This is a genomic window from Paenibacillus vulneris, from assembly GCF_039543185.1.
Lineage (GTDB): Bacteria > Bacillota > Bacilli > Paenibacillales > NBRC-103111 > Paenibacillus_S > Paenibacillus_S vulneris.
The window spans coordinates 1-19,922 of the sequence record NZ_BAABJG010000051.1 but is presented as its reverse complement, the minus strand read 5'-3'; the positions used below and the strand labels follow the sequence as shown (position 1 = coordinate 19,922).

General features: G+C 50.4%; 22 protein-coding genes and 17 tRNA genes. 7 read left to right on the top strand and 32 right to left on the bottom strand.

What is annotated here, in order from left to right; all coding sequences use genetic code 11:
• Positions 1-135: 135 nt before the first annotated feature.
• From ABEA66_RS31865 to ABEA66_RS31850, 4 genes are all read right to left on the bottom strand, one after another.
• Positions 136-837, bottom strand: coding sequence for a PspA/IM30 family protein (locus ABEA66_RS31865; protein WP_192701860.1), 702 nt, complete (start codon positions 835-837; stop codon positions 136-138).
• The gene (locus ABEA66_RS31860) at positions 837-1,352 is read right to left on the bottom strand and encodes a PspC domain-containing protein (RefSeq protein ID WP_079915079.1); all 516 of its coding nucleotides are present in this window, start codon (positions 1,350-1,352) and stop codon (positions 837-839) included. The genes ABEA66_RS31865 and ABEA66_RS31860 overlap by 1 nt, the downstream gene beginning before the upstream one ends.
• The gene (locus ABEA66_RS31855; RefSeq protein WP_079915078.1) at positions 1,349-2,035 is read right to left on the bottom strand and encodes a PspA/IM30 family protein; all 687 of its coding nucleotides are present in this window, start codon (positions 2,033-2,035) and stop codon (positions 1,349-1,351) included. The genes ABEA66_RS31860 and ABEA66_RS31855 overlap by 4 nt, the downstream gene beginning before the upstream one ends.
• A 67-nt stretch (positions 2,036-2,102) precedes the next feature.
• Positions 2,103-2,405, bottom strand: coding sequence for a LiaF transmembrane domain-containing protein (locus tag ABEA66_RS31850; RefSeq protein ID WP_079915077.1), 303 nt, complete (start codon positions 2,403-2,405; stop codon positions 2,103-2,105).
• A gap of 232 nt (positions 2,406-2,637) precedes the next feature.
• Here ABEA66_RS31850 and ABEA66_RS31845 point away from each other — a divergent pair, with 232 nt between their 5' ends.
• On the top strand, positions 2,638-3,141 hold the full coding sequence (locus ABEA66_RS31845) for a hypothetical protein (RefSeq protein WP_345593924.1): 504 nt from the start codon (positions 2,638-2,640) through the stop codon (positions 3,139-3,141).
• Here ABEA66_RS31845 and ABEA66_RS31840 read toward each other — a convergent pair.
• From ABEA66_RS31840 to ABEA66_RS31830, 3 genes are read right to left on the bottom strand one after another with little or no spacing between them, the layout of a single operon-like run.
• Positions 3,101-4,294, bottom strand: a complete 1,194-nt coding sequence (locus tag ABEA66_RS31840) for a GNAT family N-acetyltransferase (RefSeq protein WP_345593922.1) — start codon at positions 4,292-4,294, stop codon at positions 3,101-3,103. The two genes, ABEA66_RS31845 and ABEA66_RS31840, sit on opposite strands and share 41 nt — an antisense overlap.
• Complete coding sequence (locus ABEA66_RS31835; RefSeq protein WP_345593920.1) at positions 4,291-5,568, bottom strand: ATP-binding protein; 1,278 nt, start codon at positions 5,566-5,568, stop codon at positions 4,291-4,293. The genes ABEA66_RS31840 and ABEA66_RS31835 overlap by 4 nt, the downstream gene beginning before the upstream one ends.
• Before the next feature lie 18 nt (positions 5,569-5,586).
• On the bottom strand, positions 5,587-5,718 hold the full coding sequence (locus ABEA66_RS31830; RefSeq protein ID WP_256865632.1) for a hypothetical protein: 132 nt from the start codon (positions 5,716-5,718) through the stop codon (positions 5,587-5,589).
• Between the two features lie 242 nt (positions 5,719-5,960).
• Here ABEA66_RS31830 and ABEA66_RS31825 point away from each other — a divergent pair, with 242 nt between their 5' ends.
• Positions 5,961-6,053, top strand: coding sequence for a sporulation protein YjcZ (locus ABEA66_RS31825; RefSeq protein ID WP_079915073.1), 93 nt, complete (start codon positions 5,961-5,963; stop codon positions 6,051-6,053).
• 120 nt (positions 6,054-6,173) lie between these two features.
• Here the strand turns inward: ABEA66_RS31825 and ABEA66_RS31820 are convergent, their stop codons facing one another.
• Genes ABEA66_RS31820 through ABEA66_RS31805 form a run of 4 tightly spaced genes read right to left on the bottom strand, consistent with a single transcriptional unit; the run spans position 6,174 to position 9,798 of the window.
• On the bottom strand, positions 6,174-7,427 hold the full coding sequence (locus ABEA66_RS31820; protein WP_345593914.1) for a molybdopterin molybdotransferase MoeA: 1,254 nt from the start codon (positions 7,425-7,427) through the stop codon (positions 6,174-6,176).
• Positions 7,428-7,434: 7 nt separating this feature from the next.
• Positions 7,435-8,439 (bottom strand): GTP 3',8-cyclase MoaA, encoded by a 1,005-nt coding sequence (gene moaA, locus ABEA66_RS31815; protein ID WP_345593912.1) that lies wholly within the window; start codon positions 8,437-8,439, stop codon positions 7,435-7,437.
• A 30-nt stretch (positions 8,440-8,469) separates the two neighbouring features.
• Positions 8,470-9,111 carry a molybdenum cofactor guanylyltransferase gene (gene mobA / locus ABEA66_RS31810; RefSeq protein ID WP_345593985.1) on the bottom strand — a complete coding sequence of 214 codons (642 nt, stop codon included), beginning with the start codon at positions 9,109-9,111 and terminating at the stop codon, positions 8,470-8,472.
• 42 nt (positions 9,112-9,153) lie between these two features.
• Positions 9,154-9,798: an MOSC domain-containing protein gene (locus ABEA66_RS31805; protein ID WP_345593910.1), complete on the bottom strand. Its 645-nt coding sequence runs from the start codon at positions 9,796-9,798 to the stop codon at positions 9,154-9,156.
• 172 nt (positions 9,799-9,970) lie between these two features.
• On the opposite strand from ABEA66_RS31805, the gene ABEA66_RS31800 reads away from it, so the two are divergent.
• Complete coding sequence (locus ABEA66_RS31800) at positions 9,971-11,110, top strand: GerAB/ArcD/ProY family transporter (protein WP_345593908.1); 1,140 nt, start codon at positions 9,971-9,973, stop codon at positions 11,108-11,110.
• 6 nt (positions 11,111-11,116) lie between these two features.
• On the opposite strand, the gene ABEA66_RS31795 is transcribed toward ABEA66_RS31800, so the two are convergent.
• From ABEA66_RS31795 to ABEA66_RS31785, 3 genes are all read right to left on the bottom strand, one after another.
• A complete protein-coding gene (locus ABEA66_RS31795; protein WP_345593906.1) occupies positions 11,117-12,427 on the bottom strand; it encodes a molybdopterin-dependent oxidoreductase in 1,311 nt (436 codons plus the stop codon).
• Positions 12,428-12,609: 182 nt separating this feature from the next.
• A complete protein-coding gene (locus ABEA66_RS31790; protein ID WP_079915091.1) occupies positions 12,610-13,416 on the bottom strand; it encodes a pyruvate, water dikinase regulatory protein in 807 nt (268 codons plus the stop codon).
• A 57-nt stretch (positions 13,417-13,473) separates the two neighbouring features.
• Positions 13,474-14,127 (bottom strand): helix-turn-helix transcriptional regulator, encoded by a 654-nt coding sequence (locus ABEA66_RS31785; RefSeq protein ID WP_079915066.1) that lies wholly within the window; start codon positions 14,125-14,127, stop codon positions 13,474-13,476.
• Between the two features lie 240 nt (positions 14,128-14,367).
• On the opposite strand from ABEA66_RS31785, the gene glpX reads away from it, so the two are divergent.
• The 3 genes from glpX (at position 14,368) to ABEA66_RS31770 (ending at position 17,360) form a co-directional block, all read left to right on the top strand.
• A complete protein-coding gene (gene glpX / locus ABEA66_RS31780) occupies positions 14,368-15,339 on the top strand; it encodes a class II fructose-bisphosphatase (protein ID WP_345593903.1) in 972 nt (323 codons plus the stop codon).
• 74 nt (positions 15,340-15,413) lie between these two features.
• Positions 15,414-16,223 carry a sulfite exporter TauE/SafE family protein gene (locus ABEA66_RS31775; protein WP_345593983.1) on the top strand — a complete coding sequence of 270 codons (810 nt, stop codon included), beginning with the start codon at positions 15,414-15,416 and terminating at the stop codon, positions 16,221-16,223.
• A gap of 87 nt (positions 16,224-16,310) precedes the next feature.
• Positions 16,311-17,360: a polysaccharide deacetylase family protein gene (locus ABEA66_RS31770; RefSeq protein ID WP_345593901.1), complete on the top strand. Its 1,050-nt coding sequence runs from the start codon at positions 16,311-16,313 to the stop codon at positions 17,358-17,360.
• 88 nt (positions 17,361-17,448) lie between these two features.
• On the opposite strand, the gene ABEA66_RS31765 is transcribed toward ABEA66_RS31770, so the two are convergent.
• Entirely contained in the window at positions 17,449-17,736 is a 288-nt protein-coding gene (locus tag ABEA66_RS31765; protein WP_345593898.1) for an alpha/beta-type small acid-soluble spore protein, read from the bottom strand.
• A 132-nt stretch (positions 17,737-17,868) separates the two neighbouring features.
• Between ABEA66_RS31765 and ABEA66_RS31760 the strand changes: the two genes are divergently transcribed.
• Complete coding sequence (locus ABEA66_RS31760; protein WP_192701846.1) at positions 17,869-18,090, top strand: hypothetical protein; 222 nt, start codon at positions 17,869-17,871, stop codon at positions 18,088-18,090.
• An 85-nt stretch (positions 18,091-18,175) separates the two neighbouring features.
• Here the strand turns inward: ABEA66_RS31760 and ABEA66_RS31755 are convergent.
• From ABEA66_RS31755 to ABEA66_RS31675, 17 genes are all read right to left on the bottom strand, one after another.
• Positions 18,176-18,255: transfer RNA gene (locus ABEA66_RS31755), tRNA-Leu, on the bottom strand.
• A 5-nt stretch (positions 18,256-18,260) separates the two neighbouring features.
• Positions 18,261-18,337, bottom strand: a tRNA-Arg gene (locus tag ABEA66_RS31750).
• Between the two features lie 17 nt (positions 18,338-18,354).
• A tRNA-Leu gene (locus tag ABEA66_RS31745) sits at positions 18,355-18,443 on the bottom strand.
• 9 nt (positions 18,444-18,452) lie between these two features.
• Positions 18,453-18,526 (bottom strand) — tRNA-Cys (locus tag ABEA66_RS31740).
• Positions 18,527-18,532: 6 nt separating this feature from the next.
• Positions 18,533-18,607: transfer RNA gene (locus ABEA66_RS31735), tRNA-Gly, on the bottom strand.
• Between the two features lie 10 nt (positions 18,608-18,617).
• Positions 18,618-18,689 (bottom strand) — tRNA-Gln (locus ABEA66_RS31730).
• A gap of 12 nt (positions 18,690-18,701) precedes the next feature.
• Positions 18,702-18,777: transfer RNA gene (locus ABEA66_RS31725), tRNA-His, on the bottom strand.
• A 13-nt stretch (positions 18,778-18,790) separates the two neighbouring features.
• A tRNA-Trp gene (locus ABEA66_RS31720) sits at positions 18,791-18,864 on the bottom strand.
• A gap of 7 nt (positions 18,865-18,871) precedes the next feature.
• Positions 18,872-18,956: transfer RNA gene (locus ABEA66_RS31715), tRNA-Tyr, on the bottom strand.
• A gap of 31 nt (positions 18,957-18,987) precedes the next feature.
• Positions 18,988-19,063, bottom strand: a tRNA-Thr gene (locus tag ABEA66_RS31710).
• Positions 19,064-19,079: 16 nt separating this feature from the next.
• Positions 19,080-19,155: transfer RNA gene (locus ABEA66_RS31705), tRNA-Phe, on the bottom strand.
• Positions 19,156-19,177: 22 nt separating this feature from the next.
• A tRNA-Asp gene (locus ABEA66_RS31700) sits at positions 19,178-19,254 on the bottom strand.
• 13 nt (positions 19,255-19,267) lie between these two features.
• Positions 19,268-19,344 (bottom strand) — tRNA-Met (locus ABEA66_RS31695).
• Between the two features lie 14 nt (positions 19,345-19,358).
• A tRNA-Val gene (locus tag ABEA66_RS31690) sits at positions 19,359-19,434 on the bottom strand.
• 17 nt (positions 19,435-19,451) lie between these two features.
• A tRNA-Glu gene (locus ABEA66_RS31685) sits at positions 19,452-19,526 on the bottom strand.
• A 9-nt stretch (positions 19,527-19,535) separates the two neighbouring features.
• Positions 19,536-19,624: transfer RNA gene (locus tag ABEA66_RS31680), tRNA-Ser, on the bottom strand.
• 3 nt (positions 19,625-19,627) lie between these two features.
• Positions 19,628-19,703 (bottom strand) — tRNA-Asn (locus ABEA66_RS31675).
• Positions 19,704-19,922 lie beyond the last annotated feature (219 nt).

Here is a 19,922-nt window from a genome sequence, read left to right as displayed (position 1 = left end):
TCGATTCTGGTTCGCCCTTCGATAGGCGCAAAAGCCATAGCGGCCTATCGCTGCCCTATGGCTTTTTGCCTTTCCTAGCATATCATAATTTACTATGGCCTCAAAGAGGATTTTATCAATACGGGCGCAGCTGCCTTATTGGGATTGCTCTGAGTTCAGCTTCTCCTTCAACAGCTGAAGCTGATCGTCGACCTTTTGCTGCTTCGCCGCATCGGCTGCTCCGTAAGTGCCAGGATAACCGGCATTCGTCGAATAAGTATTCACATAAGGCTTGCGGGCAATTTCCGCTTCAACCTCCAGGGAAAGAATTTTGTCCTCCATGCGGCGGAAACCTTTCACTGCGTTGCCGCCGTCAATAACGTTATTTGTCGTTACCTCGGCCATTTGCTTTTTCGCTTTGGCCAATTGAGCGCGGGATATCAGCTCGCTGCGCTTGTTGCGCATTTGGTAGAACGCATCCTTCATCTCATGCAGCTGCTGAACAAGCTCCTCCGCTTGCGCCTTCGATTGGGCATGCATTTCGGCGTATTCGGTGATTTTTCCTTCGTAGTACAGCTTTTGCTCCAAAGCCTGACGAGCCGCCGCTTCCTGACCGTGCTTCAGGGCTTCCTTAGCTTGTTCTTCACGCTGTGCGGTCAGACGGATCGCTTCATCCCAACGCTCCTTTACTTTGCGTTCCGTTGCGATTTGACGGGCTACAGTCACTTCCGCTTGGGCGATTTCCTCTTCCATATCGCGGATATATTGATTCAGCATGATGATCGGATCTTCAACCTTATCCAGCAGCTCATGCAGCGACGCTTTTGTCATATCTTTAATTCTAGAAAATACTCCCATTATTTAACATCTCCCTTAGATTGTTGTTGTTTTTCGTATTGAGCCACTTTGCTGCGCAATTCCTCGATCTCTTTCCACATAGCCTTTTTCTCAATATCTTTCATCATATCGTCAAGATCAGACCCTGCTTGCTTCTCCTGCTGGTTCTCATATCCATATCCTGCCTGGGTATAAGCTCCCTCATAATGACCGCGGGGATCTCTTTCATCATGTCTGCGCGAGCCGCCATGACGTCTTCTTTCATGGCCGCGTCCCCAGGAGCCCTCACCGCGGTTCCATGGCCCTTGTCCCGGTCCTCCGTATCCGTAGCCTGCGTACGAAGCGTCAGGATAAGGCTCGCTTGGTATGACGAGAGCCGCCAGGAAGTACAGCGGAATGACGACACCGCCGGAAAAGAACGCCGTGACGACAACGATCAGTCGAAGCAAATTCGAATCGATTCTTAATGTATCGGATAATCCTCCGCAGAGACCGGTCACTTTTCGGTCCGTACGAGAACGGTATATTCTGGTCATGATCGCATCCAGCCCTCCTGCTGTAATTTCGATTTCAGCTTGGCCATCTCACTCTCCAGCGCCTGGGAAGCTGCACTGCCGGCCGCCATGAAGGCGTCGCGGGTTTGCGAGCGAACTTCGCGAAGCGTGCGCGCCGTCATTTCCATGTCGGATACGCGTTCCTCCAACCGGTCAAACATTCTCGGCTGCGCCGAGCCGTAGCCTCCCATGCCGCGCAGACGCTCATTCATGCGCTGCTGCAGCCTTACGCTCTCCAGTCTTGCGATATAGTAGCTGCGCTTGGCCGCCACTTCCTCAAAGTCCGACTTGAGCTGCTGAACCTGCTCCTCAAGCTCAACGATGCCGAGCTTGCTTTGCTCGTACAACGCTTTGTACTGCGTGCTGCGCTCCTCCTGCTGGAGCTTCTCCTGCAGAGCTATGCGCGCTACCTCCTCCTCGCCCGCCTTAAGAGCAATCATGGCCTGCTGCTCGCGGCGCTCTTTCAGCTGAGCGGCGTTCATGTATTGCTGCCTTAGGGAGGCTGCATGGGACAAACATTGCTGCAGCAGCTTCTCCGACTCGCGGATTTGTTCCGCTTGAGACTGTAGATATTTATCTATCAGACGAACCGGATCTTCCGATTGCTCCAGCATTTCGTTGAAAGTCGCTACGGTAATGTCTCTGAATCTTTTGCCTAAACTCATGCCCTAACCACCTTTTCCTTCAAATTGTCATCCCCGTTTGGGGGAAGATCACATCACTTTCCTATAATCAATAAGCGTCGCCTGATTTTTTCTTTAAGATGCAAACTCCGTAGCAGATAAATCCGATAGCAACCGCTATGGCAATCAATCCGGACAATTTACCAAGAAGAATCATCCCTCCGAATACGAGCAAGATCCAACCGATAATGGAACGGCCGTTTTTGATGCCCAACCAGCCTAGCCCGACGAGAGCTAGAGGGAATACGTAGCCCATAATGTGACCTGTGTGGAAGCCGAACTTGTTCAGCAGGATGATGGCTCCGAAGAAGATTAATAGAAGCGCCAAACCGCTGTGCCGATTTAGTCTCATTTATGTATTCACCGCCTTTCGTTGTCTTTGTGTTTCATTCATGTCTTTATTTTAGGTTCTTTCGCCTTTTCCCAAAACGGACCTGCGTCGGTTTTTGCTCCTAGACCAAAGTCGGGGGGACCTTCGGACCTTAGTCAAAGCCACGAAAACGCCGGGAGAAGTCTGCAGGGATGAACTCTCGTTTTCTGTGTCATACTAGGTTTACTACCTTATGAGAACGGAGAGATCCTTTGTGAAAAGACGAAGCGCTTTCATTCATCACGTTACACTTATTTCGCGTACCCTTCTCTTGGCCTGCCTGCTGTGGACGCTATCCTTTGCTTCCGTTTATGCGGAGCCGCAGCCTCCCGTTCAAGTCTTTGATGTGAAAAAGGAGCAGGTCGTTGCAACGCTGCCCAACACGTCTGCCTTCCGCGAGCAAGCGGCAAGCTGGCTGAAGGCGGTACAGAGACTGTCGGGAAGAGCGCGTGTCGAAGCCGAATCCGGCATCGTCGTGCACATCCCGCTTCAGCCTCCCCTCCCCGTGAAGCACAGCTGGCTCACGATGAACGCCGCGGACCTGTACCTTTTTGTAGACCCGGAACAAAAAGAAAGCCCCCATCTGCTCGTATTCAGCAGTGAGGGCAAGCCATACGTATTCGATTGTCCAAGCGACCCGGACTCCTTTTTGAAGCAGCACGGTCTGCTTGAATTGGCTAGAAAAAGTCAGGCAAATAAGTCTGACCTTCCGGAATGATCGATTCCAAAAGCGCAACCGCTTCCCGGTCACCTTCCAGACGGTCGACATCATGCAGGAACGTTGGCCGCTGATATCCCATGAACATGGCAGCCAGCGTTCCGACTCCACAGGACACGGCAGGTGCTCCGGAATCGGCTTCCTGCACCTTATCTATACGGACTCCACCGTCCGGGGAAATCTCCAGCAGAAACTCCCCGTCATTCCATTCCGCATGAGCATCCGAGATCCTGAGTCTTAACCTCCGGATGTCGCTTTCTTGAGCCGCGGGCACAAACGGGAACTGCTCCATAAACGACTTCACATCGACGATTCTAGCCATAAAATAAGGGATCACTTCCTGTTTGATACGAGGATTGTCCAATAGGAAGGACGTAGCATCATTTGCCGGGACGCTTATCGTCACCTTCTCTATCATCGAGTCGTGATCGGCAATAAAGCGCCATAATCCTTTCCAGGCTTCCCGGTGGAGATAGACCAGCTCATGGATGCGGCAAATTTGCTGCTTTACCTCGTAATGAACATAGCCGGACGGTTCGCCGGAGCCGTCGTAATAGACCGCTACAGTCCCTTTTTTGCCATCGAGAATCCGGTGATTCCACCAGCCTTCGTCACGGTCCAGCGTACCGTTATATCCCTTAGCATATTGCTGATAAATGGAATTAAGGAGCTCAGTTTCCCTGCTGACCCTTACGACCCGGCCCGGTTGATGAGGAAACTTGGGCAGAAGCGCAGTCGGAATTTCGTATTTTTTCGTCTCCGTATAGGTCTCCCACCCGAACTTCCGGTAAAAAGCGAATTGAAACGGATGCAGGAAAGAGAGAGACTGTCCTTGCTCTCGCATTACATTCAATGCATTGGATAGCAATGCGGATACCAAGCCGCCTCTTCGGTATTCCGGCCATGTAGCTACGGACGCAATCCCGCCCATGGCGAAGCGTTTGCCGTACAGCCAGACGTGCAGATCTATTACGGTCATACGGGCGGCTAAATTTCCTTCCACGTAAGCTCCCCAGCATTCTTTTTCTTTTAATAGTGATAGCTTTTTGGCGCGTTCCTCCTTAGGGACCTCGTATTGAAATGCGAATTCCGATAAGGACAAGCTGTCCTCGAATTGCTCCTTGGGAATATGACGAATAATAAATGGCTTCATGACGTTTCCTCCATCTTCTTTTGGAACGATAACGGCAGACGAATTGTAACGGTCGTGCCTTTTCCCTTCTCGCTTTGCAGCTGAAGCATTCCATTAGCCGCTTCTATGATTTTATAGCAAATCATGATCCCTATTCCCGTTCCCTTCGTTTTGGTGGAATAAAAGAGGGACCCCAGCCGCTTTAATTCTTCCTCCGACATGCCGATTCCTTCATCCAGAATGCGAATGACGGCATGATCATTTTCCCGGTACAGCTCCAGCTGAAGCCTTCCGCCATCCGGCATAGCCTCTATCCCGTTTTTAAGCAGATTGACCATTAGCTGCCTTAGCTTTTTACGATCGAAATAAATGGCGAGCGAGGTTTGACAACAGGTTCTTATTTCCACCTGATTCATATTCGCATAGGGCTTCACGTCGTCAATGGCATGGGACATTTGCTCGCTTAACTCCAGCTTCTCCCACTCTGCATTCTGTGGCTTGGCGAAGGACAGGTAGTCGCTCAGAATAGTCTCGGCTCTGTCGAGCTCCTCGAGGATGAGCGGCGCGTAATCATTAAAACGTTTTAATGCAGCACCGTGAGAGTTCATCAGCTGCATAAACCCGCGTACCACCGTCATTGGATTGCGGATTTCATGGGCAACCGAGGCAGCGAGCTCCCCTATCATCTGCATTTTCTCCTTCTGCTGTATTTCCGCCTTCGCTATCGAATTTTCATGCATTTTCTCAATAAAATAAATAGTCGAAAACGCGCATGCCGCTTGAAGTAAACCGAACAGAAGCATGTGGCGGATCGTTTGAATACTCCAGAGGCCTGTATCGGCCGCAAGCCAATAAGTCAAGCCAAGCATCAGCTCTCCGACAATCCCGGCAAGAATGGGCCCGATCCACAGCCTTTTTCTAAACGGCAGCAGCCGATAGGTTCGACCGGTATACGATAAGGTCATCCATCCCATCATTGCGAACAGGATCGCAGGCCACAGCCCGCCCTCGCCCTGCATTGCGCAGATGATAACGGTAATTGCTCCTAGTACCCAGCCCGCAAGCATGCCGCCGTACAGATTACCAATGAGCAGCAGGACGCCTCTCAGATCGAATGCGAATTTCTGAGAAAGATGCATGGGAAACGACATGCAGCCAGCCAATCCTATGACCAGCACCGCCGTCAGTACCGGCTTATCCAGCTTTGCTTTATGGTTCAGCCTATCTAACCACAGCACCTGATACAAAAAGATACATGCCCATATGATCAGCACGTTCAACAAAAGATGACTCAAGTCGTTAACAGGCCCCCTTTATTTTTCGGCAAGTGTGACCGCCCTGATCATTTCAATGGTCTTCCCTAATTTCCCCAGATGCTTATCTTCCGTTAAGCCCAGTTCATTGATACGGTTCCATTCTTTTTTGAATATCAGCCTCTTTCTCATGATGGTTGATTCCATTAATGTATTCAGAGTACAGTATATGGACATATTACCATTATGAGGCTAAAAATACTATCATAAAATAGGTATTATTTCCGGTTTTTTCCGTTTTCTTTTGTTATCCTTTGTCGAATCGAGAAATTATATAAGACAAGCCCTTTTTATCCACAAACGGGCAAAGTACCCAATCAGCATTCATCTCCACGACATATGGTATATCAAGTCTTCTGAAAGGGGGATGTCGAATGAGCGGTGTTGGCGGAGTTTTCACAAGCACAGGTGTTATCCTTGTATTGTTCATCCTGCTGGTTATTGTTACTCGCGGTGTATTGTATTAATGAACCCAGAACAGGCGGATCGCTAGAGGCAATCAGCTGAACATCCCTTCTGTCTCAACAAACAAACCCCCGATAAGGTGCCGTCGCACTTTATCGGGGGTTTCCCTTTTGATCCACTTATTAACCTATGATCGGTTTCCCGGCAAGCATAAGGACCTTTACCATTTCCCCTTCCGCTGCGCCTCTTCCCCCGGCTGGAATACAGATCAAGCAATCCGTATCCTTGATGGATACCATAATGCTGGATTTGTCTTGGCCTGCCGGCCGAACTCCGATCATTCCCTTACGCAGCTCCAGAGAGCCGCGGACATAGCGCGGATATGCGGAGCCTTTGGAATAGTCCGTCATCAGTCTGGCCTCTATTTCATGATGATATAGGGACGTGCAGCCCAATAAACCGCGCAGGAACGGCCGGGCAAAAAGCTCGAATCCGACAAAGCACGCTCCGGGATTCCCGGAAAGAGCTAACAGCAGCTTATTCCTCCATACACCGGCAGAAGTCGGACTTCCGGGCCGCATAGCTACTTTGTTAAAAAGCAGCTGCCCATCCCATCGTTCAAACAGATCCACCAACACATCCTTATCGCCAACCGAGACTCCGCCTGTCGTCAGAATCAAATCAACCTGATCCGCCAGGGCCAGGAGCTCTCGTTCGACTATCGCCGGATCATCTGGCATAATCGGCATAATGAAAGGCTCTCCGCCTGCCTCCCGAACTTGATAGGCCAGCATATAGCTATTGCTGTTGCGGATTTTGCCAGGTTCAAGCGGCATGTCCACATCCAGCAGCTCCGAGCCCGTAGAGAATATCGCCACTCGAGGCTTGCGGAAGACGGGGACGCTGGAGTAGCCGAAGGAGGCCAATACGGCGGTCTCTCCCGCTCCTATTGCTTGACCTGCATGCAAAAGCAATGTCCCCTGCGATACCTCTTGTCCTACCGGGGTGATATTCTCCCCCTCCATCATCCTTTTGCGCAGGTGAACCTGCCGTTCCCGTGCCTCCGTCATCTCGAGCATAATCACGGCATCGGCCCCTTCCGGGACCACGGCACCCGTCATAATTCGGGCGGCCTGGCCCGGCAGAACGCTCCTTTCGGGCACGTCGCCGCTAAATATTCGTTCTACGACCTCCAACGCTATCGGGTTGTCCGGGGAAGCCTCCGTACTATCGGAGGCATGGACGGCATAACCGTCTACACCCGAACGTCGAAAGTGCGGTATCGGCTGCTCCGCCGATACAGCTGCGGCCAGTCGCCGCCCGAAGCTCTGGGCCAAGGGCACTTCCTCGATTTCCAGATGTTTGACCCATTGAAGTACAGCCTGTTGGGCCTCGAGAACGGAAATTGCTTTTCGGTGGAACCTTAATCCGGACACGTCGGCTTTACCCTCCTATCTGCGACATTCTTCGCAGCGTAGGAATGTGGCTTTGCTGTTCATTGAGCAGCGCTTTGGCCATTTCATGGCTTTCAGGCTTCACATTCAACGCTTTGAGGAATAGATCTGCCAGAGCTTGATCGTCGCCGATGTATCTTCTCACATTAAATTCATCGGACCAATACAGACAAGGCTTAATATTCCCATCCGAGGTAAGACGGAGACGATTGCACGTCTCGCAGAAATGATCGCTCACCGGATGGATCAGGCCAAACGTACCTAATGCCCCCTCAATTTTAAAGTTTTGAGACGGCCCGTTGCCGTAGATTTCACCATAAGGCTGTACCGGCCAGCCTCGTGCCGCACAACGGTCGGTGACCGTGCTTAACGGAACATATTTGCTTTTCCATCCCTCATCGTCATGGCCTATAGGCATATATTCAATAAATCGAACCTGGATTTTCCGATCGATAGTCATCAGCAAGAAATCGTCAATCTCGTCGTCATTCAACCCCTTCATCAATACAACATTCAGCTTGATAGGGTCCAGTCCTACGCGATAAGCTGCATCTATCGCTTCCAATACCCGCTTGATATCCCCGCCGCGGGTGATTAACGAGAAACGATTCGACCTGAGCGAATCCAGGCTGATATTGATCCGTGTCAAGCCTGCGGCGCGAAGCTGCTCGGCTTTAGAGGCAAAGAAGATTCCGTTCGTCGTCAAAGCAATATCCTCAATGCCGTCAATGGCGGATAATCTGGCAATGAGCTGCTCGATATTTTTTCTAACGAGCGGTTCCCCCCCGGTAATGCGAAGCTTTCTCAGCCCAAGAGCCGCCAGTACGCGTACAACCTCGACAATTTCATCAAAGGTGAGCAGCCGTTCATCCGGCTCGAACTGCATTCCTTCCTCAGGCATGCAGTAGACACACCGAAGATTACAACGATCCGTGACCGAAATGCGTAAATAATCGTGAACACGTCCGAAACGATCCGTTAAAATGACGGACATCTCAGCTCACCTCCGCTTTCCGAGTTAAACTTAATATGTGTCTGTTCTTAATCTTAGAAGCTGTTCATATTGGGCCGGTTCGTTGATATTTAACGCAAAATCGGCAGCTATGCCCTTTCTCGCGAAAAAATGTTCGTCCGTTTCCCTGTAATGCAGCCGTTGCAGCAATTCCATAACCTTATATTGAGCGGTTTCGAGCATGTCGTCAACGATTTCTCTGCAGCTCCTTATCCGGTAAACCGCATGAAGAGGTTGGATTTTGCCATGCAGCACAGGTACGACGGCATCCCAATGCTGTTCCGCTAGGTCCAGCTCCTCCATCATAGCACTGGCAGCTGCACCGGAAACATGAGGCATGTCACAAGCGACAACCCACATCGCCTCGCCCTGTGCCGACTGTATCGCAGCTTGCATGCCGGCGAGCGGGCCCATGCCCGGATGCTGGTCGGGAACAATCCGGATGCTGCCGGAATCCACTTCCTGAACCAGCTTCTCGAATGGGGCGGTATCGTTCGCGATGATCAGAATCTCTCCGCATACCTTGCCCAGCTCATCAAGCTGACGCTCTACAAAGGACCGCCCCTGAAGCTTAAGCATTGCTTTCGGCTGACCGCCCATCCGGCGGTTCTGGCCGCCGGCCAATATAACGCCCGTCAGCCACTTCTTTCTCACGTGCAAAGGCCATCCCTCCATCATAACTGATTGGCGTCCTGCCTAGCCTTTTGCCGAGTCCAGTCTTTTTTGGAAAGATGCTCTCCAGCTCTCCGATAAAGCATCGATTTCCAACAAGGCTCGAATCCTGGCCCAATCGCTTTTATCATGATATTTCACACGGTTGGCTTCCATTATCGTCACGGCTGATGAATGGCGGTCGACAAGCTTAATTCTTTGACCTTTCTCGACAAGCCCCTCCTTCAGAACGCGAAAGTAGTAGCCCGTGTAGCCTGTATTTTGAAACATCAGTGGCAGCTCCGGCTCATCGTACTTTTTGCCTAGCTTAAAGCAAGGCTGTCTCGGCTGGCTGATTTGCACAAGCGCCTCTCCTACCTCGAAGATGTCGCCGATATGGACCTCGGACTCGACCATCCCGGAGACGGTGAAATTTTCGCCGAAAGCCCCGAAGGACAAGGGACGTCCCAGCTTTTGACTCCAAAAATCAAAATGCTCCGAACAATAAACGCAGACCGCCTTATCCTTCCCGCCGTGGTTAATCAGATCCGCCTGTCCGTCGCCCTGAAGCTGAATAGATGACAAATAGACAGGGCCCTCTACGGGCTTCTTGTAAATACCAGTCTCCAGCGGCTTCCCCATATATTCGATCACAATAGGTTTTCCTACATTTAAAGACAACAGCTGCATACCGTAAATCTCCTCTCCGTGCCAACCCTTATGCCTCAAAAACAAATATTTTCTTACTACTATAAATGAAAATGCTTCTCATCGCTATACATTCCTTCACGGTTCCCGTTTAATGCCACTCAGGTAGGGATAAAATAGGAAGAAGAATATATTTTATGGAGGGGCTTGCAGCATGATTGAGAAGGGGAGAATCTCCTCATTCCAGATGGCGATCGTCATGTATCCTACCATCATATCCACATCCCTACTCTCCGTTCCCTCTATTACCGCTAAATACGCAGATAAAGATTTATGGATAGCCCCTATTTGGGCTTCGTTGGTCGGCTACCTGCTCGTTTATGTCCTGTTTCGGCTTCACAAGCTGTATCCGGGTCAAACCTTCATGGAATACAGCGTCTCCATCCTCGGGATCACCATGGGAAAGCTGCTGGGATTCATCTATATCGTCTTTTACTTCATCAATGTCGGAATCATGATTAGAGAGTACGGCGAATTTATCATGGACGCCTTTTTACGGCAGACCCCGATCATCGTCGTCATGAGCAGCATGGTCATCGTTTGCGCGTTTGCCGTTCGCAGCGGACTGGAAGTGCTGGGCCGGGTGGCTCAATTCTTCGTCCCGATCGTGGTCATTCTGCTATTTCTTATTTTTTCCTTGGCCATGCCGGACCTTGATGCGAAGAATATGCTGCCTATATTTGAACACGGCATTACGCCTTCCCTCAAGGCGGCTGTCCCGACACAAACCTGGTATAGCGAGTTTTTCGATCTTGGTCTGCTGATCCCCTTTTTGTCCGACCGCGAAAAAGGCTTGAAGTGGGGAATGATTTCCGTATTGGCTGTAATGATATCTATGGTGCTTTGCGGCATCATCAGCTTACTGCTGCTTGGAGACATTGTTGGTAGCTTCAGCTATCCCGTTATGCTGGCAGCTCGTTACATCAGCCTGGCTGACTTCCTGGAGCATTTGGAAGCCACGGCTATGGCTGTCTGGGTGCTCGCGATGTTTATCAAAATTTCACTTGTCTATTATGTGCTGGTCTTAATGGTCAGCCAGTGGTTTCAGCTGCCGGGCTACCGCTCGATTGTCTTTACAGTCGGCTATATGCTGGTTGTATACAGCAAGTGGGTCGCTTCCAGCCGGGAAGTGTTGAACCATATGCTGTCAACATCCCTTGTTTTCTTCTATACCACCATTCAGGTGGTCATTCCCGTTCTGCTGCTCATGATTGCCCTTGTACGTAAGAAATGGGGCAAGCCCAAAGAACCGGTCAACCGGTTGGGGTCTACGGCAGCGTCAGAGAAAAACTAAGCATGCTCAGGAAAGTCTATTTTTGCTGACCCAGGCGTCATTGTCATAACCGCGTACCTCCCAATAACCCATATGCTCCTTATCGATCAGTTCGATAGCCTGGAGCCACTTTACCGATTTATAAGCATACATTTGTGGAACAATCAGGCGAACCGGGCCTCCCAGCTTTTGTGGAATCGGCTTTCCGTCCATAAGCACGGCTACCATGACATCCTCCATGCGCGCCTGCTCCAATGACAGGCAATCCGTGTATACTTTGTCTCCCGAATACATTTTTACAAAGCGCCCCGTGCTCTTGACATTCACCATGTCGAGCAGCTCGGACAGAGGGATGCCTTCCCAGGTAACTTTATAGACGGACCAGCCGGTTACACAGTGAAAATCGCTGACCTGCACTTTCCGCTTAAGCTTCAGAAGCTCTTCCCAGCTCCAGGATTGGGGCTTCTCCACTAATCCCGCTACCGTGAAACTCCAATGATCGCTAGAGAAGGCGGGGATTTCTGTGACGGTATAGATTCTGAATTGGCCTTGGCCGCCGCCTCCAAGCGGAGGATTCGATTCAGGCAGTGCCTCCGGCACCGGGAGCATCCGATTCGCATCCTCTCCTGCCAGCTTCTCCAGCTCCGTTCCTCCGTTATCCGCTGCGGTCTTGATCCAACGGTAAAAGGACGGTCCTACCCCGAATACAACGGCCAAACCGACAAGCCATCGGATAAAAGCGGAGCGTGAAATAGGCGCCTTCTGCCAATATCGGATTCGCTCCTGAGGATCATCCGCCGCGGCTCCAGCACTCCCCGTTCCCGTGGAAGCTGCTCCGTCTTGCAAGTTCGCGCTGATGGCCTCCCGCTTCTCCTCGCGCTTCATTGCCTTCAACCACCGGCTCCTTGAGATGGAGTGATAGATTGCATAGGGAATGCCTATCCATGTAAACAGGTCATGCAGAACAAGCGCCATGTTGCTCCATACAGGAGAGAGGCTTCGGAACTGCCACAGCAGGATCCCCGTCACACTCCATCCGGCAAGCAAAAGGAGTACGATGAATAAATTCCAGCGCTGATTTATTTTTTGCGAGATTTGCTTCCAATGTTTTGGAATATGGCGCAAATACATCAAAATAATAACAATGGATAGAAGGCCCAACCCAATATGTAACTGCTTAAGAAATACTCGAAAAGCTCCCAAATCCCCCCGGATTGAGGGAATATACAGGATAATCCCCGTTATGGCCAGTAACACGATTAGCCATGCATTCCGGGCATGAAGCCGTTTCAGCTTTTTCCCGAACGGTTCCTTCAACCAGCTTCTCCAAGCATCCATCTTCGCACTCTCCTTATTTAGAGACGCATCCGGCTCCTTTTTTACTTCTATTTTCCTATTGTAGCATATCGCTCTCCGGCATCTAAGAGGTCCGGCAAGTCTCCATCGCAAAATAACGAAAAAAGCATGAGCCTGCGCCATCGGCGTATGCTGCATGCTTTCCTTTGGATATTCGAGTTTTTTTATTGTTTATAACTCATAATGATGCCTGCCGTCTCCTCGATCGCCTTATCGGTTACATTGATGATCGGGCACCCTACCTGTTTCATCAGCTTTTGCGCATAATCCAGCTCTTCCATAATACGCTCCATTGCCGCATATTTTGCCCCAAACGGCAGACCGACGGCTCTCAGACGTTCCGTACGGATCTTCAGCAGCTTGTCCGCATCCATAATAAGACCGACAATCCGGTTGCCCGGCAGCAGGAACAGCTCCTTAGGCGGCTTGACTTCAGGCACAAGCGGCAGGTTAGATACTTTGAGTCCCTTATGTGCCAAAAAGATGCTGAGCGGCGTCTTCGACGTGCGTGAAACGCCAATCAGGACGATATCCGCCTTTAACAGGGAGCTCGTGTCTCTGCCGTCATCGCATTTTACGGCAAACTCAATCGCATCCACCCGTTTGAAATAGTCGTCGTCCAGCTCATGCAGCAGTCCCGGCTTACGCTTGGGAGAATCGTTGAACGTATCGATGAACGCCTGCATCATCGGCCCCATAATATCCACGGCACGAACACCCAGGCGGATCGCTTCCTCCCTCATCATTTCGCGAAGCTCCGGCTGAACGAGCGTATAAGCGACAAAGCCGCCGCGTTTGGCAGCCTCCTCCATAATCGCGCGAATTTCATCCTCATGTTTTATGTGACCGATCCGCTTGGTCTTAACCTGCTGGGCATCAAATTGCCGCATGGTCGCCTTGACAACCGCTTCGGCGGTCTCCCCAACCGAGTCGGAGCAAATCGTGATCTCATAATGCTGGTCGTCTTTCATCATCCGGTTCTTCTCCTTTATTATTGTCTCACACGTTTTCATCCATTTTCCGTATCCTTACGGCTCGGTCGCCAGCTCCAGCAGCAGCTGCGTCATGATCGTTTTGGTGACTCGGCCTACTACATCCCATCTGGACCGGCCATGCGTCGTATCCTGCTTGGATTTAACAACCACCGGAAGGCTATCCACCTGATGGAGAATCATTTTACGGGCTGCGTCAATCACCGTATCTTCGGGGCTAACGTGAACCACGTTCGGCTCCCGGGTCATGACCATACTAACCGGCATGGATGCGGCGGCGGTATTGCCAAGTGTAAACTTTAACAAGTCTTTTCGGGAAATGACGCCGGATAAACAGCTTTCCTCGTCGACGACGATCAAGCTTCCCACATTTTCCATAAAAAGCGAGACGACCGCATCATGAACGGACGCATTCTCCCTTACGATGACGGGCATGGACTGTACATCTTTTACTTTAAGTGACTGAAGCCTGCGGGAAGCCTGACTTCCCGAGGACATTGCGGAGCCCGGAGAATAACCTACCTTTGGCTTCGCATCGACGTAACCGAGCATAACAAGCAATGCCAAGTCGGAGCGGAGGGTAGGCCGGCTTAGTCCGAGCATTTCCGCTATCTGCTCGCCCGTAATCGGCGCATGCTGTTTAACCAATTCTACGATTTGTAATTGGCGGGCTGTCAGTTCGATGTTCATAACCTCCTGTCTTCATTTCGAGCATGTCATATTACATGCATTGTACCAAATATTGAGCTGAACTTATATATAAATACATTTATATCTCATAATAAGCTCAAAACGACCGAATGGTTAAGCAAAATAGAAAATATATTGCACGTTTTATCACTAATTATTATACTATATTTATTAATCATTGTATCCTATTTAAACTACAGATGATACGCTAGAACAAAATCGGATTTGGGGGCTATGTACATGGAAAGAGAACTGGCACTGGAAATTGTTCGCGTCACCGAGCTTGCAGCCTTGTCTGCAGCACAATGGATGGGCCGCGGCGACAAAATTCAAGCGGACGGAGCTGCTACCTCCGCCATGCGGACGATGTTCGATTCCGTCTCCGTTCAAGGCACGGTCGTCATTGGGGAAGGCGAGATGGATGAAGCCCCTATGCTGTATATCGGTGAGAAGGTCGGTAACGGTCAGGGCCCGGAGGTCGACGTTGCGGTCGATCCGCTGGAAGGCACGGAGCTTGTGGCCAAAGGGCTGAATAATGCCTTGGCGGTAATTGCTATTGCAAATAAAGGCTGCTTGCTGCATGCCCCCGACATGTATATGGAAAAGCTGGCCGTAGGTCCGGCATTGGCAGGGAAGCTGCATCTCAGCGATCCGCTTGAACTGACGCTTCAAAAAGCGGCCGAGCATCTGGATAAGCCTTTAAGCAACCTGACCGTCATGATTCTCGATCGGGAACGCCATCAAGAAATGATCCAAACCCTTCGCCGCGTCGGAGTACGTATCAAGCTGCTTAGCGATGGCGATGTAGCCGGTGCTATGGCCCCGGCTTTGTCCGAGTCCGGTATTGATCTATATGTAGGCTCCGGAGGCGCTCCAGAAGGCGTTCTGGCTGCTGCCGCCCTTTGCTGCCTCGGTGGAGAGCTTCAGGGAAGACTTATGCCGTCTAACGATGAAGAGTTCAAGCGTTGTCTTGATATGGGAATGGACGATCCTTTAAAGCTGTTGACCATGAAGGATATGGTCGGTACAGAAGATGTTATTTTTGCGGCCACAGGCATTACGCCGGGAGAATTTCTAGGTGGTGTTCAATATTTGGCCAATCAGCGCGCGGAGACTCATTCCATCGTTATGCGCGCCCGAACCAAGACCGTTCGATTTATTCGTTCCATTCATTATTTACCTAATAAACTTCAGATTGTGACTTCATTATAAAGACATATACAGCCCATCTTCTCTTGTATGGTACAATTAAGGACACAAAACATAAATGCGGGAGAAGATTAATGATGGAAATCTTATTTTACACTGCTGTAGGCTTGCTTGCAGCTACATTCGGGAGCCTGGTAGGCTTGGGCGGGGGCGTAATCATCGTCCCGGCTCTGGTGTACCTGGGTCCTGTTTTTGTTGGCCAGCCCATATCGGTCGCAACGGCTGTAGGGACTTCGTTGGCCGTCCTTATCTTCACGGCACTCTCCTCGACCTTGACCTTTTTCAAACAGAAACGGGTGGATTTCAAAAGCGGCTGGCTGTATTTCATTACCTGCGGTCCCGGTGCCATGCTTGGCTCCTATACGACCCAATTCGTTAACGCCAAATCGTTTCAGCTAAGCTTTGGCATCTTCATGCTTTGCATGGCTACTCTCCTTGTCTTGCGAGACTATATGAAGCCATTGAATATCCGCTGGCGCATTCAAAGGTCGTTTACCGACTCTCAGGGCCAGGTCCATGAATATGGCTACGGGATCGTCCCTGCTCTGATTATCGGATTGGCTGTCGGCTTTATCTCCGGCTTATTCGGTATTGGAGGGGGCTCCTTGTTCGTACCGGCAATGGTCATTATTTTCCGTTATCCGCCGCATATAGCCACTGCCACTTCCATGTTCGTCATTTTCCTATCCTCTATTATGGGCTCCTTCACTCATCTAAGCTTGGGGGAAATTGACGGCTGGATGGTGCTGGGTCTAGCACCAAGCGCGCTGATTGGCGGTTGGCTCGGGGCCAAGATCGCAAGCAAGCTCAGCAGCAAAAAGCTGCTATGGGTCCTGCGAGTTACTTTCTTTATCGTCGCCATCAAAATGATATGGGAAGGAATATAACGGGAGCATAAACGGAATTTCTTGCTGAGGATAATCTCTCCCCCTTTCGCGAAAACTAACGGCAACTTTGTGCAAGGGGGAGCCTATATGAAACCAGTTTTGTTCAAAACGACCTTATTTGTATCCATAGCTTCTTTGTGTTTATCGGGATGTATGGTTCAGGAGGAGAAATCGGTTCCCAATCCGATCGTACATACTTCCGATCCTCTGCAGAATCAACCGGATTTGACGCATAAGCTCTCGGTATCCGCAGCTCCAACGCCTGTGCCGCCAAAAGCAGCCACCGATCCGCAGAAGGCAGTACAGCAGTCACCCTCACCTAAGCCGGAGGCCCAGCCTGTGCCTCAAGCTCAGCAACCGGTCCAACAGCCGTCTCAGCAGTCGACACCGGCACCCCAAAAAACAAATAAAAAAATCCCAAAACAAGCTGAGGGAGCTCCTGCTTCCACCGCATCTAAAAAATCCGTATCCGCAAATCGTCTTACCTTAAGCCAGCTTGTCAAAAAGTATCCTGACCTTCTGTTATTAAAAGGGTCGCCGAATTCCAAGCAAGTAGCACTTACCTTTGATGACGCGCCTGATACCCGGTATACGATTCAAGTCTTGGATATCTTGAAACAATATAATGTCAAAGCGACATTTTTTGTAGTCGGGCGGCTTGCCGAAAAGCACCCATCCGTTGTTAAGCGAATGCATAGGGAAGGCCATGTTATTGGCAACCATACCTATAATCATGCTTTGTTAACCAAGCTAACGGACGAGCAATTTCAAAATCAAATAGCCAAAACGCAAAAAGTCGTTAAAAATGCCGTCGGCTACACACCGAGACTCATCCGCCCTCCTTACGGAGAAATAACCGAAAGCCAATTGCTGTGGGCATCCAAACATCATTATAAAATCGTGAACTGGAATGTCGACTCCCGTGATTGGAAGCAGCTGAGCCAGGCCGAGGTGACAGCCAACGTTTTAAATCATGTCGGGGCCGGATCCATTATTTTGCAGCATTCCGGTGGCGGGCCTAACCAGAACCTCTCAGGTACCGTCGCAGCGCTTCCGACGATCATCGAATCCCTTCAATCCAAGGGGTATCGATTAGTTACACTGCCAGAGCTGCTTAAAGTATCTAAACAGCTGTAATCCATCACTTTGCACATAAAAAACAGCCTTCAGACTCCTATAAGGAAACTGAAGGCTGTTATTATAAGCTTAAGACCAGCGGGAACGGCTACTTACGATCGTCCAGCAGCTTTTGCTGTGCCATACGTATCATCTCTTTCACCATGGAACCTCCTATACGGCCGCCAATCTTGCCCGCCTGCTCCGTCGTTAAACGTCCGTTACCACCATCCGAAAGAGGAATGCCCAATGTTTTGGCCACCTCATATTTAACCTCTTCCGGCTTATTCATATTCACCGGGAAGCCTTCCCTACGCATGACTTCGCCTTTAAATTGCTCCATTCCTTGGGAAGCCTGAGGAACCAATAACCTGTTGTTGTTCCTTCTTCTTGCCATACCGCTTCTCCTTTCTGTTGTTGGTATGTATAGAATAAGCCTAAACAAGCGGTACTATACTTACATAAAATGAAGATCAGCCGCCAACAATAAATAAGCCTGGATTAATGCGTCAAGGAGGAGAAAGCTGGCATGAGCCATCTATCAGAAATTATTGATAACCATACGAACCTGGACGGGTTATTCGCTATTATCAAGCATTATGGCGTTAGTGCTGAATTTGTTACGGATGCCCTTGTCCAACGTTTCGAGCAAATTCAAAAGGAAGATAGTAGCGCGGCGAATACGGAAGAGGAAAAAGCATACTGCGAGGAAATTCTAGACTCCTTGAATCAGTACTTTGCACGTCTGTAGAGGAATGACGAACTGCATTGAAGATTTCTCGTATTTTAAAAATATAAAAAGACCATCAGATACAATATCTAATGGTCTTTTTATATGCCGGTGAAGGGACTCGAACCCCCACGGTTTCCCTCACGATTTTGAGTCGCGCGCGTCTGCCAATTCCGCCACACCGGCTAGTATGGCGTGCCCTGAGAGATTCGAACTCCCGACCTTTTGATTCGTAGTCAAACGCTCTATCCAGCTGAGCTAAGGGCACATATATGAAATTATAGCTGGTGCCGAAGACCAGACTTGAACTGGTACGGTAGTCACCTACCGCAGGATTTTAAGTCCTGTGCGTCTGCCGATTCCGCCACTCCGGCGTAAAAGAATGGAGGCGCCACCCAGACTCGAACTGGGGGTAAAGCTTTTGCAGAGCTCTGCCTTACCACTTGGCTATGGCGCCTCATTATGGAGCGGAAGACGGGAATCGAACCCGCGACCCTCGCCTTGGCAAGGCGATGCTCTACCGCTGAGCCACTTCCGCATATAAGAAACTGGGGATCTAGGATTCGAACCTAGGCATGACGGAGTCAAAGTCCGTTGCCTTACCGCTTGGCTAATCCCCAATGCTGTAATAATGGGGCGATCGATGGGACTTGAACCCACGAGTGCTGGAGCCACAATCCAGTGCGTTAACCCCTTCGCCACGACCGCCATGATATGAAATTGGCAGGGGCAGCAGGAATCGAACCCACACCAAAGGTTTTGGAGACCTTTGTTCTACCTTTAAACTATGCCCCTATGAAAATGGTGGAGGCTGATGGATTCGAACCACCGAACTCAATGAGAACAGATTTACAGTCTGCTGCGTTTGGCCACTTCGCTAAGCCTCCATATTCAATTGCTTGCTGCTTGATGAAGCAATGGTGCCGTCGAGAGGACTTGAACCCCCAACCTACTGATTACAAGTCAGTTGCTCTACCAATTGAGCTACAACGGCATATTAATTACTTACATGGTGGCTCGGGACGGAATCGAACCGCCGACACGAGGATTTTCAGTCCTCTGCTCTACCGACTGAGCTACCGAGCCTCGGTATTACATTGAAGATGAATGGCGGAGCCGACGGGATTCGAACCCGCGGTCTCCTGCGTGACAGGCAGGCATGTTAGGCCTCTACACCACGGCTCCACACTTAGTAAATTGGTTGCGGGGGCAGGATTTGAACCTGCGGCCTTCGGGTTATGAGCCCGACGAGCTACCGGGCTGCTCCACCCCGCGTCGTTAGTTACATATGGTGGAGGCTGACGGGATCGAACCGCCGACCCTCTGCTTGTAAGGCAGATGCTCTCCCAGCTGAGCTAAGCCTCCATATGTATGAGTTATATTGGTGACCCGTAGGGGATTCGAACCCCTGTTACCTCCGTGAAAGGGAGGTGTCTTAACCCCTTGACCAACGGGCCTTACTACAACGGAGAGAGAGGGATTCGAACCCTCGAGACGCTTGTGACGCCTACACGATTTCCAATCGTGCTCCTTCGGCCAACTCGGACACCTCTCCATATGGCTCCCCGAACAGGACTCGAACCTGTGACAACTCGATTAACAGTCGAGTGCTCTACCAACTGAGCTATCAGGGAATAATGTTACTTCAGAGTATCAAATTGCACCCTGAAAACTAGATACGAAATGCATGCGTAAAGTTCGTGAATTAGTTCCCCGGTTTGTTCCGGGCCTGCGACGCTTACGCATCGCAACTCTCTGACCATACTTCGTATGGCAGATCATTGGTTAAGCCCTCGACCGATTAGTATTCGTCAGCTCCACACGTTGCCGTGCTTCCACCCCGAACCTATCTA